General features: G+C 62.1%; 14 protein-coding genes and 1 pseudogene. 8 read left to right on the top strand and 7 right to left on the bottom strand.

The features are described 5' to 3' along the window. From E5W87_RS23260 to E5W87_RS23250, 3 genes are all read left to right on the top strand, one after another. Positions 1–296: DUF192 domain-containing protein (locus tag E5W87_RS23260; protein WP_292402817.1), on the top strand; the 296-nt coding region annotated here is incomplete at its 5' end. Between the two features lie 17 nt (positions 297–313). Then, complete coding sequence (locus tag E5W87_RS23255; protein ID WP_292402814.1) at positions 314–1081, top strand: alpha/beta fold hydrolase; 768 nt, start codon at positions 314–316, stop codon at positions 1079–1081. Positions 1082–1159: 78 nt separating this feature from the next. Continuing rightward, on the top strand, positions 1160–1660 hold the full coding sequence (locus E5W87_RS23250; protein ID WP_292402811.1) for an N-acetyltransferase: 501 nt from the start codon (positions 1160–1162) through the stop codon (positions 1658–1660). 12 nt (positions 1661–1672) lie between these two features. Here the strand turns inward: E5W87_RS23250 and E5W87_RS23245 are convergent, their stop codons facing one another. Continuing rightward, complete coding sequence (locus tag E5W87_RS23245; RefSeq protein WP_292402808.1) at positions 1673–2272, bottom strand: hypothetical protein; 600 nt, start codon at positions 2270–2272, stop codon at positions 1673–1675. A gap of 145 nt (positions 2273–2417) precedes the next feature. On the opposite strand from E5W87_RS23245, the gene cysE reads away from it, so the two are divergent. Further along, entirely contained in the window at positions 2418–3266 is an 849-nt protein-coding gene (cysE, locus tag E5W87_RS23240; RefSeq protein WP_127295327.1) for a serine O-acetyltransferase, read from the top strand. A gap of 152 nt (positions 3267–3418) precedes the next feature. Beyond that, on the top strand, positions 3419–3622 hold the full coding sequence (locus tag E5W87_RS23235) for a DUF3126 family protein (RefSeq protein ID WP_013531334.1): 204 nt from the start codon (positions 3419–3421) through the stop codon (positions 3620–3622). Positions 3623–3701: 79 nt separating this feature from the next. On the opposite strand, the gene E5W87_RS23230 is transcribed toward E5W87_RS23235, so the two are convergent. Continuing rightward, entirely contained in the window at positions 3702–4433 is a 732-nt protein-coding gene (locus E5W87_RS23230) for a hypothetical protein (protein ID WP_292402803.1), read from the bottom strand. A 135-nt stretch (positions 4434–4568) separates the two neighbouring features. Here E5W87_RS23230 and E5W87_RS23225 point away from each other — a divergent pair, with 135 nt between their 5' ends. After that, on the top strand, positions 4569–4907 hold the full coding sequence (locus E5W87_RS23225) for a hypothetical protein (protein ID WP_292402800.1): 339 nt from the start codon (positions 4569–4571) through the stop codon (positions 4905–4907). Positions 4908–4931: 24 nt separating this feature from the next. After that, on the top strand, positions 4932–5459 hold the full coding sequence (locus E5W87_RS23220) for a gamma carbonic anhydrase family protein (RefSeq protein ID WP_292402797.1): 528 nt from the start codon (positions 4932–4934) through the stop codon (positions 5457–5459). A gap of 94 nt (positions 5460–5553) precedes the next feature. On the opposite strand, the gene E5W87_RS23215 is transcribed toward E5W87_RS23220, so the two are convergent. Beyond that, positions 5554–5796 (bottom strand): DUF1127 domain-containing protein, encoded by a 243-nt coding sequence (locus E5W87_RS23215; RefSeq protein WP_292402794.1) that lies wholly within the window; start codon positions 5794–5796, stop codon positions 5554–5556. A gap of 161 nt (positions 5797–5957) precedes the next feature. Here E5W87_RS23215 and E5W87_RS23210 point away from each other — a divergent pair, with 161 nt between their 5' ends. Then, a complete protein-coding gene (locus E5W87_RS23210; protein WP_292402792.1) occupies positions 5958–7952 on the top strand; it encodes a BTAD domain-containing putative transcriptional regulator in 1995 nt (664 codons plus the stop codon). A 137-nt stretch (positions 7953–8089) separates the two neighbouring features. Here the strand turns inward: E5W87_RS23210 and E5W87_RS23205 are convergent, their stop codons facing one another. The 4 genes and pseudogenes from E5W87_RS23205 to E5W87_RS23190 form a co-directional block, all read right to left on the bottom strand. Then, complete coding sequence (locus tag E5W87_RS23205) at positions 8090–12781, bottom strand: alpha/beta fold hydrolase (RefSeq protein WP_292402789.1); 4692 nt, start codon at positions 12779–12781, stop codon at positions 8090–8092. A gap of 397 nt (positions 12782–13178) precedes the next feature. Next, the gene (locus E5W87_RS23200) at positions 13179–13625 is read right to left on the bottom strand and encodes a MaoC family dehydratase (protein WP_292402786.1); all 447 of its coding nucleotides are present in this window, start codon (positions 13623–13625) and stop codon (positions 13179–13181) included. Positions 13626–13648: 23 nt separating this feature from the next. Then, the gene (locus E5W87_RS23195; protein WP_292402783.1) at positions 13649–14860 is read right to left on the bottom strand and encodes an NAD(P)/FAD-dependent oxidoreductase; all 1212 of its coding nucleotides are present in this window, start codon (positions 14858–14860) and stop codon (positions 13649–13651) included. 10 nt (positions 14861–14870) lie between these two features. Then, a pseudogene (locus tag E5W87_RS23190) lies at positions 14871–15216 on the bottom strand (hypothetical protein); the annotation flags it as partial.

Here is a 15216-nt window from a genome sequence, read left to right as displayed (position 1 = left end):
GCCTGATGTTTCGCGAGGAGATGGCCGACGATCATGGCATGCTGTTCGTGTTCGAGGAGCCTCGGGATGTCAGCTTCTGGATGAAGAACACGCCGATGCCGCTTGACCTGATCTTCGTCGGTCAGGACGGCAAGGTCCGGGCGATCAAGCAAGGCGAGCCGCAATCCGAAGCGATAATTTCGCCCGGCGAGCCGGTTCGTTTCGTGCTCGAGCTCAAGGCGGGCACCGCCGCGAGGGGCGGCATCGAGGACGGCGACCTGTTGCGCCACCCGGCAATCGGCACTGCGCACAACTGAGCGCGCAGGATCCGCAGATGCAGTTCTTCTCCCATGACGGTTTTGACCTCGCCTTCCTCGATCGCCAGCCGGCATCGGGGCAGGGCGATCCGGTGCTGATGATCCATGGCTTTGCCTCGACCCATTACGTCAACTGGGTGTCGCCCGGCTGGTTCAAGGCGCTGAACGATGCCGGCTACCGCGCCATCGCCTTCGACAATCGCGGCCATGGCGCCTCGTCGAAGAGCTATGAAGAGGCCGATTATACGCCGGACCGGATGGCGTCCGACGCTGCGGCCCTGCTCGACCATCTCGGCATCCAACGCGCCCATGTCATGGGCTATTCGATGGGCGCGCGGGTGTCGGCGTTCCTGGCGCTTTCCGACCCTGACAAGGTGGCGACACTGGTGTTCGGCGGCCTTGGTATCGGCCTTGTCGATGGCGTCGGCGATTGGGATCCGATCGCCGATGCGCTGCTGGCCGAGGACCCGAGCACGATCAGCCATGCGCGCGGCCGATCGTTTCGCGCCTTCGCTGACCAGACCCGAAGCGACCGGCGGGCGCTCGCCGTCTGCATCGTGGGTTCCCGGGCGTCAATGAACGAGGGCGATGTCGCGCGCATTGCGCAGCCGACCTTGATTGCCGTCGGAACCAAGGACGACATCGCCGGCTCGCCCGACGAACTGGCCGCCTTGATGCCGAACGCCAAGGCTTTTCACATCGAGGGCCGCGACCATATGCTGGCCGTCGGCGATAAGACCTTCAAGCAGCGTGTGCTGGAGTTTTATGCCGAAAATCCGCTGTGACGAGTGGCCGCCCGCGCATGATCCGGCGCCGATCTGGCCAAGCGGCAAGCCTCAGCCTCCAACCTTGCGCGAGTTGCCATGGTCGACCTTCTCGTCACCTATCTGGAGATGACGGAGCCGCCGTCCAGCAACGCTTTTCCCGCCCCGGTATTACACGCGACGGTGAGGCGCGAAACGCTTGGCATGGCCGATTACATCAGTCTCTATCGGGCCGTTGGCCAGTCTGTGCAATGGGACCAGCGGCTGCGCATGTTTTCAACTGACCTTGAAAACCTTCTCGCCAGCCCGTCGATGCATATTCATGTGTTGCGCGTCGACGACGAGGCTGTCGGCCTGTGCGAATTCACAGGTGTTGGCCAACCGGTCGTCGAACTGACCCATTTCGGGCTGATTCCCGCTTTCCAGGGCCGCAAGCTTGGGCCTTACCTGCTTGACCAATCGCTACGCGCCGTCTGGTCGCATGGGCCCGAAAAACTCTGGTTGCACACCGACACCCACGACCATCCCGGCGCGCAATCGGTCTACAGGCATGCCGGCTTTAAGGTCTATGCGCAGCGAATGGAGATGTTTCCGGACTAGAACCTGTCCGAGTCATGCCTCAAGCGCTTCGATCGAAAGAGCCATGTTTTGCCGAGCCTGAGCCTCGAACCGCTGCCGGAACTCCTCGGTGTGAAAGATATGCGGACGGGCGAGGAAACTCTTCAAAACAGCACTGCGGCCGGCGCGCCACATCGGTTCCTCCACCCAGCCATATTCGCGGCGAACCGCCTGTTCATAGGCGTCGAACGCATCAGGCGTCGCACCCAGGATCGCCAGGTCCATGTCGAGGAACAGCGCTGCGTCGCGGACGGCATTCTCGTCGTCAAAATGCGGCAATTCGTGCGTGGCGGTGGCGATGATCATCGCCGTGATGCGGCCAAGGCGCTGCGTATCCGTACGGCCGGCGAGCTTTTTCTCGGCAAGGGCGGCACTCTTGGCTTCGTTGTCCTTGGCCCGGCTGTCATAGATGGCGTCGTGAAACCAGATCGCCGCCTCGACCGCCTCTGGGTCGTGCAGGGATGACCGATAGTGACCGGCCAGCGCCAGCATCGCCTCGATATGGGCGAGGCTGTGATAGTGGCGGCCTTCGGCCCGGTAGAGCGCGGAAAGCTCGCGCTTCAGCGGCTCGTCGATCAAGGGTTCGTTTTCCATGGCCGCTTGAACTTCCGTGAACCAAATCCATTTGACAAAGCACTAAGGAAAATTGAGTTCAACCGTGCTATGATCTGGCTTATATGTGCGGCCGGAGAATAGGCAAGCCGCCAAGCCTAAGCCATTAGATGGCCGGAGACCATAGATGAACAGCGTTACGATTGCCCGCCCCACCATGGTGAAGCCGATCGACCCGATCTGGCGCTCGATCCGCGACGAGGCGATGGAGGCGGTCAACCGCGATCCGCTGCTGGCGGCGTTCCTCTATTCGACCATCCTCAACCAGGAAAGCCTGGAGGAAGCGGTCATCCATCGGCTGGCCGAGCGGCTCGCCCATCAGGATATCGGTTCCGATCTCATTCGCCAGACATTCAAGGCGATGGCAGCCGACGACAAGGACTGGGCGTCGACGGTGCGTGTCGACATCCAGGCCTATTACGACCGTGATCCGGCCTGCGACCGCTTCATCATGCCGGTACTCTATTTCAAGGGTTTTCATGCCATCCAGACGCACCGGCTGGCGCATTGGCTGTGGAATCAAGGCCGTCAGGACTTCGCGCTCTACCTGCAGAGCCGGTCGTCCTCGGTGTTCCAGACCGACATCAACCCGGCCGCTCGCATCGGCAAAGGCATCTTCCTCGACCACGCCACCGGCCTCGTCGTCGGCCAGACGGCGGTGATCGAGGACGACGTGTCTATCCTGCACGGCGTGACGCTGGGCGGCACCGGCAAGGCCGGCGGCGACCGCCATCCCAAGATCCGCTACGGCGTGCTGATCGGCGCTGGCGCCAAGATCCTCGGCAATATCGAAGTCGGCCATTGCTCGAAGATCGCGGCAGGCTCGGTGGTGCTGTCGCCGGTGCCGCACAACAAGACGGTTGCCGGCGTGCCGGCCCGCGTCGTCGGCGAGACCGGCTGCGACCAGCCTTCGCGGCAGATGGACCAGCTTTTGCCGTCGCAGTCGATGGACCACGTCGTCAGCTTCGATATCTGATTTCAAGTCCGCAGGGCGGGCAAACCGAGCTCCGTTTGCCGGCTCTGCCGCCTGTCGGTTCTCGGATATCCGGTCGGCTCGCCTTTACATCGCCATTGTCGACGTGCCAGAAGCGCGCTCAAACGAGCAAGACCGACGATCGGAGAAGACTGTTGAAGCCGGACGAAATCAGAAAGCTGGACGCCTATTTCAAGCGCGTCTTCCAGAACCCCAAGCTTGAAGTGAAGGCGCGGCCGCGCAAGGACGATTCGGCCGAGGTCTATGTCGGCGACGAATTCCTCGGCATCGTCTTCAAGGACGAGGACGACGGCGACTATAATTTCTCGATGGCGATCCTCGACATCGATCTAGCCTGAGCCGGAAGTTTGCGGCTGACCGGACCTGCCTGTGCAGGCGGGTCGGCTTCATTCCCCAAAATGCATCAGGCGCAACACTCTAATGCCCGGTCTTCAGCATACGCGCAGCCTCGGCGGCGATGGCTGCGTCGAGCGCCTGCCAGTCCTCCAGAAATTCCTTGGGAAAACGGTAGGTGAGGCTGAGCTTGTCGCCGACCAGGATGTCGCGTTCGCAGGGCGCCAGCGATTGCGCAGCAGTTGGGCCGCTCAGACAGCGGGCCACGAACGGGTCCTTGCCCCGGCGATTGCCGACCGCCAGCACCTCGTTGAGATAGCCTGATTTCTCGGTGAAGCCGTAGAGTGTGGTGCCGCCCGGGCCGGGCGTGCCGGGTTGGGTGATCAGGGCGCTGTAGATCGGCGTGAAGCGGCCGCTCATGTCGCGCGACATTATCTGCCGTTCGAGCGAGAGGAAGATGATGTTCTTGCTTGATCCGGTGTTGTTGAAATCGTCGCGGGCGGCCTCGCTGTAGCCGTCCATCTCGGGATAGCGCAGATAGAGGTCGAGGCGCGAGGCGATGCCGTCGCGCCGGGCCTGGTCGAAGCGGATGACATTGGCCGGCACAGCGATGACATTGTTGCCGATCACGACCTCGTAAATTGTCGTGTCGTCGCTGTACCCGGCCATCGCGATCGAGCGGCCGAACCATTTGCCGCCAAGGCTGATCGCCACCGAAAGCACTGCCAGCGCCGCGAACACGTAGAATACTCGCTTCATCAGCTTGGAATCGACGACGGTGAGTTGCGGGCCGTTGGCGGTGGCTGCCTGCTTCATCGCGATCCCCAATATCGGCCGCCTGTCCCAAGATGTCTTCTTGAGTGTCCTTCAGCGGCACATGTGGCGCGGCACGGCTCTTGCAGCGCACCTGTCGACACGACTGTGCGATTTCATGGTAAATGGAAGGTAAAGATGGGTCCGGTCGAACACACTCTCTTCGCTTTTATGGTTGGGCTGACGGCGTGCGGCATGGCCGGATCGGCGATGGAGCTGATATCTGGCCGCCGGCTGGCCTTCGTCGAGCCCTATGTATCGCCGAAGCATATGCTGCGCTCGTTGGCCGCGACGGCATGTGCCGGACCCCTGATGTTTACCAACGACGCGCTGGACGCTTGGCGGGAAGACCGCATTTCGGCACTGGCGCTGATCTCCTGCGGCTGTACGGCGACGATCTGGGCATTGGCTTTGGGCATCGCGCTGATCGACATTGCATCCCGGGCCGGCACGCTTCTAGGCTCTGCGAACGTTTAGTGTGAGACGATTCGGAGGCGAAAAATGCCGCTCTATGCGATCGACGGAAAAGCCCCTGGCTTCGAGGACGCGGACAGCAATTGGATCGCGCCCGACGCCACCCTGATCGGCGACATCAGGGTCGGCCGCAACGCCGGCTTCTGGTTCGGCGTCGTCATCCGCGGCGACAACGAGCCTGTGGTCATCGGCGCCGACACCAATGTGCAGGAACACACGGTCATGCATACCGATGTCGGTTTTCCCCTGACCATCGGGCAAGGCTGCACGATCGGCCATCGTGCCTTGCTGCACGGCTGCACGATCGGCGACAACAGCCTGATCGGCATGGGCGCCATTGTGCTGAACGGCGCGAAAATCGGCAAGAATTCGCTGGTCGGCGCCGGCGCCCTGGTCACCGAAGGCAAAGAATTCCCCGACAATTCGCTGATTATCGGCTCGCCCGCTCGTTTGGTGCGAGCGCTGGACGATGCCGCGGTTGCCGGGCTGCGCGCTTCGGCCGCGCACTACGTCGCCAACGGCAAGCGCTTCAAGGTGGGGCTGACGAAGGCGTAGCGGTGAAAATCCAGGAGCGGGCCACCCGAAGGAAGTCCCACAGACAAAAACCGATAGCGTAGTTCGACAGCTGATAGTTTGCGCAGCGCCGGATTTACCGCATCGACATCAAGTTCGTGATCAGACCGGCCTTAATGCTGAGCACGGGTCGATCGGCCTCAGGATGACCGATGTCGTTCAGCTGATCGGGCGTCAAGTCGGCCAGTGCCCTGCGTCTTGCGACGGTCCGCCGCCATCCCCTGAAGGCGGCGATGATTGTTGCTACGCTTTTCCTGCTAGATCCAAACAAGTGTCTTTTCGACGCGCTGCGGCCGGTGCGAGTTTGCGTGTCAGCCATCTTTAGTCTCCCATTTCGAGATTTGCGGGTGGGAGCGTGCCACGCGGGTGTTTTCGGGCTGTTCGGCTATGCGTCAAAAGTCCGAAGAGCTGCCGTTAAATCGGTGTTAAATCCATTCACCGAAATGCTATTCTGCCGCAGTCAAAGTCTGGAGACGATCTGTGCGCATCAGGTTGCTGGGCGGCCTCGAGGTTACTTCCCCGGAGTGCCGGCCCGTCCGTTTCGCCACGCGCAAGACTTCCCTTCTTTTTGCTGCCCTGGTGCTGGCCGGCCGCCGCGGCCATCGTCGCGAGCAGCTTTCCGAAGCCTTTTGGCCGGGACGAAGCGATGGCCAGGCCCGCAACAGTTTGCGGCAAGCGCTGGTCGACATCAGGCGCTCGTTTCCGACCAGCAAAGATGCCACCATCTACATCGATGGGGATCAGGAAACCGTCGCGCTGATTGCCGGTCCGGATGAAGCGGATATTTCGATCTTCGAGCGGAAACTGGAGGAGGGCCGGGCGACCGATCTCGCCTTCGCCGCCGATCTCTACCGCGGTGGGGTGCTTGCCGGGGAAGCCATTCCTGAGGAACTGGATGAGTGGTTTGGACCCTATCTGAACAAATATCAGCGCAAGGCGCTGCAGTTGGTGGATCGGCTGAGCCTCGCGCTGCCTACACCCGGCTCAGCGGAAGAGACGGCCTGCGAAGGGCTCGCGGAGAGATTGCTCGCCTCAGATCCTACCGCGGAAGCCGCCCATCGGGCGCTGATCCGGATCCACGCGCATCGGGGTCACGAAAACGCCGCCTTGCGCCAGTTCGAGCTCTGTCGGACTGTTCTGAAAAAGCAGCTGGATGCGGAGCCGGAGGCGCAAACAAGCTCACTGGCGGCTTCTCTGCTGTCCCGCGAGCGAACTGGACGCACTGGCGTCGCGGCGCCAGTGCAGGTGCTGGCAGTCCCGACGAGACACGACGACCAGCCGTCAATTGCGGTGCTGCCATTTCAGAATCTAAGCGGTGATGTCGAGCAGGAATATTTTGCCGACGGAATGGTGGAGGACATCGTCACCGCCCTGGCTCACTTCCGCCACCTGTTCGTCGTCGCACGGAATTCGAGCTTTGCCTACAAGGGACGGTCGATAGACATAAAACAGGTCGGGCGTGAGCTGGGCGTGCGCTATGTGGTTGAGGGAAGTGTGCGCCGGGCGGGTGACCGCCTGCGCATCGCCGGGCAGCTCATCGACACCACGACGGGGGCTTACCTGTGGGCCGATCGTTTTGACGGAACGCTCGCCGAGCTGTTCGATCTGCAGGATCAGGTCGCCTCGAGCATAGTCGGCGCAATCACGCCGAAGGTGGAGGAGGCTGAGATCGAGCGTGCCAAACGCAAGCCGACGGAAAGCCTCGACGCTTACGACTATTACCTCCGGGGGCTGGCGGCCTTTGACCGGACGATCACTAGTAGATCGGGTATTGACGATGCCTTGCGCCTCTTCATGAAGGCGATCGACCTTGACCCGGAGTTCGCGATAGCCCATGCGCGGGCGGCGCGGTGCTACGCTACCCGAAAAAGCAACGGCTGGATGGTCGACCGCGCGGAAGAGATTGCCGAGGCTACTCGACTGGCCAGGAGAGCGGTCGAACTCGGAAGGGACGATGCAATTGCGCTTTCCTACGGTGGATACGTCCTCGGCTACGTAGGCGGCGACCTTGATGCCAGTGCGGCTTGCATCGATCGCGCGCTCGCTCTCAACCCGAACTTGGCCGCTGCTTTGGGCGTCAGCAGCTGGGTGAGGGCTTGCTTGGGTGAGCCAGGCAAGGCCGTTGAGCACGCCGCGCTTGCCATGCGCCTAAGCCCATTGGATCCACGCCTGTTCGCTTGGCAGTTCAACAGCGGGCTCGCTCATTTTTGTGCCGGCCACTACGATGACGCTGTCGCTTGGGCGGGAAAGTCGCTGCGGCACCAGCCGAACTACGTGAGCGCGATGCGTGTAGTGGCGGCGGGTCATGCCCTTGCGGGGCGCCTATCGGAAGCGCAGCAAATGATGGCCCGGGTCTGCGAGTTCGATCCCTCGCTGCGGCTTTCGAATCTCGCCGAGGTGCTGCCGCCGTTTTATCGGCCGGACGATCGCAGCAGATATATCGAAGGCCTTCGCAAGGCGGGCCTGCCGGACTAACGCGGTATCACCGTGAAGCGAGGCATGTCGGCTTCACCGACGCATACTGGATTTCGAAAACCTAGCGTAGCCGGATGCTTATTCAGCCGCAGTGGCGGCGGCGCGGTTGCTGGGCACGCGTCACGTAGCCACGTTGGCTAGAAGAACTCACGCGCCGCCCGCGCATCCTGGCTGTCGTCGAGCTTACCGACAAGCTCGCCGTGAGGCACGATAAATTCACGCGCTTTCTCGACATCTCCAAGGCTTCGAAGACAGCGAGCGAGTTCCACAGCGATACGCAGTTGGCCAATCGCGGAACGCTGCAACGTAGCGACGTTCGCAGCCTTGTGGAGCATCTTCTCGATCTCGTCAGGTCCGCCACCGCTCTTTTCGCGGATACAGGCTTCGATCCTAAGTACTTCGGCGAGCTGGAAATAGGTTCCGTTGTAGCGGCCGAGCTCGAGGGCAGCTTCAACCGACTTGCGAGCGCTGTCCAGCCTGCCGCTGTCGCCCAGCGCTTCGGCGTAAAGGCCTATCAGATAGGGCAGCCCCATTTCAGCGCCGGTCCGGCGAATGGCAGATATAGCTTCCTCCATGCCGCGCAGGCCGGCCCCCCGTTCCCCAAGCCGGAATTGCCCCCATCCAACCTGGAACGCGGCTTGGCCGACAAGGAGCGGCAACTGGAACTTCTCGGCTATCTGCAACTCGCTTTCCGCCGCCCGAAGCGCGGCCTCAGGCTCCCCCGCGAACATATGGAGGTAGCTGGTCCCCCAATACGCAAGCGCCATGCTGAGAGGATGCTCGAAACGTCCGGCGAGCCCGATTGCGTCTTCGCACCGTAGCCTTGCCTTATCCGGCTCGCCGGCCAGCCAGGCCGACAATCCCGAGAAGCAGCGGCAGCAGACGCCCGGGTCATGACCGGAGTACTTGTACGTCAGATAATGATCGCGGTCGGGGTCGTAGAGGCCGATGGCGCGTTCCGCATGGTTCTGGGCCGCCGCGGTCTCCCCAAGGAAGAAATTGTTTGTCCAGAACATGTGCTCGGTCTCGATCGCGAGACCGGGATCGCTGTCGTCCTTAGCCATGCCAGCCCATCGGCAGGCCAGTTCCTGCGCCGCTGCCGGCTTACCGCTAAGCATGTAGTATTGGGCTCTCCCGCGCAGCGCCGTGAACAGACGCGCCTGGTCGCCGATCTTACCGCAAAGTTCCTCGGCGCGCTCGAACGCGGCGAGCACTTCGGTCGCACCCCAACCACGAGCCGCCATGAGGGCCACGCCCCTCGCGAGCTGGAACTCGATCTCTTGCTCATCGGCGTCGGCGACATCGTTGCTCCTCAGCAGCCTGACCCCAAGGTCCAGCTGCTCAAGTGCACTGACGTGCGCCGACCGCCTGATCGCCTTGCGAGCCGAGATCAGAAGATAGCCGACGGCTTCGACCCAGAGGTGAGCCTGTTGCGCGTGTCTGGCCAGGCGTTCGCTGTGCTCCTCAAGCCGGTCCGCGTAATGGGCCTTCAATTCGGCAAGCGCAGTCCTGTGGAGTTCAATGAGCGCCGACGATACGATACGTCCTGACACAGCAGTTCGGATGAGGACGTGCTTGAAGCGGACGAAGGCCTCGGGAAAAACCTGAAGCTCCACTAGGAGATCGGCCTTCTTCAAATTCTGGAGGGCGGCATCGAAGCGCAGGCTCGACAGCGTCGCCATCCTTCGTAGCAAGGGCACCGGAATCTCTCCGCCGAAGATCGAGGCGACCTCGGCTACCCGCTTCGAATCCTTGTCGAGACGTTCGAAGCGAGCGTCGACGATCGTCTGGATACTCGCCGAAACGACGATCTCGTCGACCTCGCCAGAAGGCCGGTAGCGGCCCGGCTGCCCTTCCAGCTTGCCGGTCTCGGCGAGAGCGCGGACGGTCTCTTCCAGGAATAATGCATTGCCTTTGCACGCATCCCTGACTGCACCGCGGAGCTGCACCAGCTCAGGGTCCCTGCCAACCAGGTAGTCAAGAAATGCTGCTGCTTCGGCCGTATTGAACGCCGGCAGGCGGATTTCGGAAGGTCCTGCAGCGGCGAAGGCACCGCGATCGTATTCGGGTCGACAGGTCAGGATAAGCAGGCAGCGGACAGTGGGCAGTGCATGCGCCAGCCGCACCAGGACCCCCTCACTCTCGGCGTCTATCCAATGAAGGTCCTCGACCAGGAGAACGACGGGCTTCCTGCGGCCAAGGAAGAGCAGAAGCCCAACCGCTGCTTCCTGCATGCGCCGGGATCGCTCCTGGCCAGAAATGATAGCCCAGTTCGGATCCTGAACGGGCAGTTCCATGACTGCCATGATCGGATCGAGGAGCCGCTCATCGAAGCCTTGCGCGCTTTGCGCGGCCAGTACTTTTTCGATTGCGATTGGCGGCGCTTCGGTGTCGCCCACGCCGAATACGGTTTGCAGCAGCTTCCGAATTACGACGAAGCCGCTGCGCAGGTCCGTTTCGAGCGCGCCGACCTCCAGATTCTCAGCATCATCGTGAGGGATGGCCCCAACGAATTCATGCGTGACACGCGACTTGCCGTGACCGGGATCGCCGACCACGAAAACCGTCTGACCTTCGCCGTCGAATACGTCATGCCAGGCCTTGTTCAGAATCTGCAGCTGCATCTCGCGGCCGACGAACGGCGACAGCTGCGTTTCGGCGCGCAACTGCCAGCGCGAGCGGCCCCGCCTGATCTCGATCACTTCAAAGAGCCGCTGGTTCTTCGGGTATTCCGACAGAAGTGGCGCTGCCAGCGCTTCCATACTGACGAAGCCGCCAGCCGATGCCCGGGTCCTGGCGGTTGCCACCACGAGATCGCGCCCCAACGCCTGGCTCAGCGTATGGGCCACGGACACCGGCCCGCCGCGCACCTCCAAAGCCCGGTCACGTGCCGGGCTGACGATCACGATGCCTGTGTCCAGGGCAGCACGAACGCCGGTCATCCAATCACCATGGCGCAGCGCGAGCTCGCGCAACGCTAGTGCGGTCCGGCAGGCAAGTGCAGCATGTCCTTCGAGCGGCTCAGGCGCGCCAAACGACGCGACGAGCTCGTTCTCGGAAATCGTCAGAACCGTTCCTCCGTTGTCGCGCACGAGTGCGGTGGCCTGCATGAGGAAGGGATCGACCCGCTCCAGAGCGACATCGGGAGGCAGGTTCTCCATCACCGGTTCGGCGTATTGGAAATCGGCGCACAGGATCGTTGCCTGTCGCCGGGTCCTCGGGTCGACCGCAACGACCGTTTGCGCCTGAAGCGCCTCGTTGGCAAATGCCGACGCCTCGAGAATGAAGTTGCGGAACGCGGGTTCCTCGGCAAGAAGGATGTGATTGGCGCTTTCCAGTTCGACGAAGCGGGCACCAGTTATCGATCTGGCGAGCTCCAAACCTTCCGAGAAAGGCGCGACCCGGTCGCCGTTGGCATGCAGGACGAGCGCTGGCACATGCAGCCGTTCAAGCGATCGCGATATGTCAATGTCGGCAAAGACATAGCTCAACCGCATCGCGTTTTCCGGCGTGAGTGTCCGGCGCTGCAGCTCATTGAACCAATCCATCTGCACGCGATTGGCGCCCGGTATAAACAGATTGGTGAACATTTGGCGGAACAATGGGTCGTCCTGACCCCAGCCCTGGCGCATCAACGCCGAGATTGCTTCGCGTCTGACGATCTCCGCCGCATTTCCGCGCGCTCGCCATCCACGAACGTATCCCCCCCAAATCAAGAGACCCGCGACCTTCTCGGGGTGGCGAATGGCGTATTCGACCGAGAGAGCACAGCCTTGCGATATTCCAAGGAGGACGAAACGGTCGAGGCCCACGGCCTCTACGACGCATTCGAGATCGTCGACGAATGCATCGAAAGACACATCCTCACAGACTGTGTCGGAAAGGCCGTTCAGGCGCCCGTCGTAGCGTACAAGCGTGAAGCCGCTGGACAGGCCGTCGATCCAATGTCCCCAAACCGGGCTTTCCCAATCGAAATCGAGATGGGACATCCAGTGCGAGGCACGCACGATCGCTGGCCCGGATCCGCTGATGACATAGGCGATCCGGGTGCCATCGCGGGCATTGACGTAGCGTATCTGCTGCTTACCTGACGAAACCTTCGTCGAAGGCGACGGGACGGGTTCGGGCACAGGCCCCGTCAGCGGAGGTTCGGGGGCCGGCCGGCTAACTGGTCCAGCCGTCGTGCCACTTCGGATCGGGGCAGCGGCGACGGTCAGTCGAGCCTGATCGTTAATGCGGGCGATCTCGTCTGCTAGATCATTGTCCGGAAGAAGTGACTGCAGCGTGTGCAGGTGGGGAAGCGCCCGCTCAGGCTCGTCGCCCAGGCGATCGATCAGGGCGCGTAGCGCCTTCAGGTGCAGAATCTCGGTCTCGTTCGAACAATAGACGCGCCAAGCCTCGAACGCCTGGCAGCGCGGCAGATAGAGGTCCGATAAGAACGGGCCGGCGAAAGCCGCAGCGATCGCTTCCAGACGCTCTGTAGGCAGCGAACCAACCGCATCGGCCGACAGGCCCCTGATCAGATCGTAGTCGAGCCAGACCGATCCCGGCTTCAGTTGGACCACGTTGCGATCGGCCGCAAGCCGGGTCTCGCCGTCGGCGTTTAAGATCTGGCGCAGCTTCGAAAGGCTCCAACGCAGCGCGCCCCGAGGATCATCAGGGACGTCCCAGAACATCTCACAAAGCCACTCGCGGCGCTGCTGCTTTTGCTGCACGGCCAGATAGGCGAGTAACGCCCGCGTCTTGCGCGATTGCGTTAGGGCCACAGGCTCGCCGTCACGGCGAACCGTGAGGTCGCCAAAGACCCTTACTTCGAAGGCCGAGCTCAATCCGGTTGTCCTAACCGTATGGTCGGCCTTACATTAGCGACGAAGCATTTGGATTCGCAACAACCAAACCGATGGCGGACGTGGCTTCACGCCCGCCATCGGATTTGACCCGTACTCCGTCACCGGACCTCAGCCCTGCGAGCGATCTCGCAAAGGCGTCTAAAGTTAACCACCCGGTCGAGGTGCTCCCGGACTGCCTCGAGCGGCGGACCTTTGCGGATGTCTTTCCACAGAGTGGATGTCGGGGTTGCATAGATACCGAATGAGATGTTCATAAAGTTGGCTCCTTGGTTTGCAGCGGACCATTCCGCTAAGTTCCTCGAACATGCGTTCTGCCCGTTGGAGACAGCGTGTGGGAGAGCATGGAAATGCGGAGCCGCCCGGCACCCTATGGCGGCTAATCGAGCGGCACAGTGTAGGTTGTTGCCGTGCCGGACAGGCAAATCTCGCCTGCCGAGTTTGCGACGGTGGTTGACAGCGTGCAGATCGGCTTGTCTTTCCGCACGCTAAGCACCTGCGCGCGTGCGACGATCTCCTCGCCGATACCGACGGCCTTGAGGAACTTCCACTCGACGCCAAGAAAGACGCTGCCGGGTCCCGGCAAGTCCTCGGCCACCAGAGCATTGAGAAGGCCGGAAGTGACACCGCCCTGAACTATGAGACGGCCGAATACGGTGCGGGCGGATAGGACATCATCGTAGTGGAGTGGGTTTCTGTCGCCGGTCATGTCGCTGAACGCAATGATGTCGCTAGCCCGAGTGATGCGCCTTCGCTCTGCACTGGCCCCGACTTCCGGTTGTCCGAACCGGACTCCGGACCATCCGGATCTTATGGTCGTTTGCATAGCCTTGCTCCTTGTTTTGTGTTTCAGATTGCCTCTAGCTGCGACGTCACTAGCCCTTGCGGGAGAGGCGGAACCTCGCGATCGCGCGCCGCCCGGGCCAAGAGCACAGCGACTTCGGATTTCATCGCCTCGCTGAAGCGCTTGTGGCGCTCAGGTAGCTCTTCGAGGGACCAGTCGAAGGCACTGATGGCGTCCGTGGTCTCAAGGATGGGCAGCGCGAGGCTGTCGCGTACTTCCTGGAACTCCCGCAATGCGGACTCGCGACAGGAAAGTATTGCCGTCGCGGCCCCTTCGGCATCACGCAGGGCGTCGGAAATACCATGCGAGGTCAGCGGATCGCGGAAGAAGCCGGCATCGCCGACCAGCATCCAGCCAGGGCCATATGCCTGCCGCAATCGGCCGGGCGTGCCGCGGAAGGCCTTCAGACGTTCGCCACCATTGCCGAAGGCCCGCGATCCCAATCCGGGTGCCAGCGCTGCCAGGGCAAGCTGTGCGGCGGAAAGATCGAAACGGAACTCCGCGTCAAACCGCTCGGTCGGAACGGATGCGACGATACAGGCAAGCCCGTCATTCGTCGGTATCACGCCGCCGGATAAGTTCCGGCCGAAATACCAGTGGTATCCCGAGAACGCCGGCGCGGGGGCGTAGCCGAAGACATGTGCCACCGAGCACCGCCCCTGCACCAGCGTCCGTGCCTCGACCTTGCGAGCGATAAACGAGCCGAGCCCGTCTGCTCCAACCACGATATCGGCGCTTATCTCGCGAGTTTGGCCGCCGGCATCTCTCAACGTGACGCCGCGAACACGGCGATGTGCGTCGAACATGAGATCATGGACCGGAGTGTCGTGCATAATCGTGGCTCCAGCGGCTCGTGCTGCATCGACCAACAGGCGATCAAGCACCGTGCGGCGTGGAGCGATCAGGCCCGGAATATCTGGCTCGGGCCGAATGGGCACCGTGACCTCCTGCTCGCCATAGTGAAAAGTGGTAGACCTGATCACCGGCGCACCGCTTTGGATCAACGGTTGGAGCAGGCCCCAACGCGAAAGCTGCATGACGGCTGGTCGCATCAGCGCGTGTGTAGACAGCGTGTCAGATCCATAGGACTGGCGGTCGACTGCCAGCACCCGCAATCCTGCCCGGGAGAGCAGCATTGCCGTCGAGGCTCCGGCGCAGCGCGCGCCGACGATGATGGCGTCGTAGTGAGAATGTGCGGGGACGACATTGGAAAGCATCGGAATGTCCTTATGCTGCCTTGAGGCCGCTCTGACCGAGGTAGTGTGAGACATGGTCGGCGATCGCTTGCGCGTCCGGCCCAACGCCTCCAATGAAATTGGAATCGCGCTTGCGCAGAAAGCGAAAGCCAAGCGCATAGAGGCCGGCGACGGTCATTATCCCGCCCTCGTGGGCCAGTTCGCCATCGGCGGTGATGACAGGCAGTTTCAGCCATGAAAACGAGCGGCTGTAGCCGGTCGCCCATATGATGGTGCCGATGTTGTCGTTCGCGAACGACAGGCGCTTGAGGCAATTCGTCGGCACCTCGATCGGGGCGGGGGCGCCGGCCATGGATTTGTGACCCGCGAACTGGTCG

The sequence above is a fragment of the Mesorhizobium sp. genome, assembly GCF_004962925.1.
GTDB lineage: Bacteria > Pseudomonadota > Alphaproteobacteria > Rhizobiales > Rhizobiaceae > Mesorhizobium.
The sequence above is the reverse complement of the archived record's forward strand: the minus strand, read 5'-3'. Positions and strand labels throughout refer to the sequence as shown.

Coding starts and splice junctions, on each gene's coding strand:
- E5W87_RS23255 (WP_292402814.1), top strand. CDS start 314: ATGCAGTTCTTCTCCCATGACGGTTTTGACCTCGCCTTCCTCGATCGC.
- E5W87_RS23250 (WP_292402811.1), top strand. CDS start 1,160: ATGGTCGACCTTCTCGTCACCTATCTGGAGATGACGGAGCCGCCGTCC.
- E5W87_RS23245 (WP_292402808.1), bottom strand. CDS start 2,272: ATGGAAAACGAACCCTTGATCGACGAGCCGCTGAAGCGCGAGCTTTCC.
- cysE (WP_127295327.1), top strand. CDS start 2,418: ATGAACAGCGTTACGATTGCCCGCCCCACCATGGTGAAGCCGATCGAC.
- E5W87_RS23230 (WP_292402803.1), bottom strand. CDS start 4,433: ATGAAGCAGGCAGCCACCGCCAACGGCCCGCAACTCACCGTCGTCGAT.
- E5W87_RS23225 (WP_292402800.1), top strand. CDS start 4,569: ATGGGTCCGGTCGAACACACTCTCTTCGCTTTTATGGTTGGGCTGACG.
- E5W87_RS23220 (WP_292402797.1), top strand. CDS start 4,932: ATGCCGCTCTATGCGATCGACGGAAAAGCCCCTGGCTTCGAGGACGCG.
- E5W87_RS23215 (WP_292402794.1), bottom strand. CDS start 5,796: ATGGCTGACACGCAAACTCGCACCGGCCGCAGCGCGTCGAAAAGACAC.
- E5W87_RS23200 (WP_292402786.1), bottom strand. CDS start 13,625: ATGCAAACGACCATAAGATCCGGATGGTCCGGAGTCCGGTTCGGACAA.
- E5W87_RS23195 (WP_292402783.1), bottom strand. CDS start 14,860: ATGCTTTCCAATGTCGTCCCCGCACATTCTCACTACGACGCCATCATC.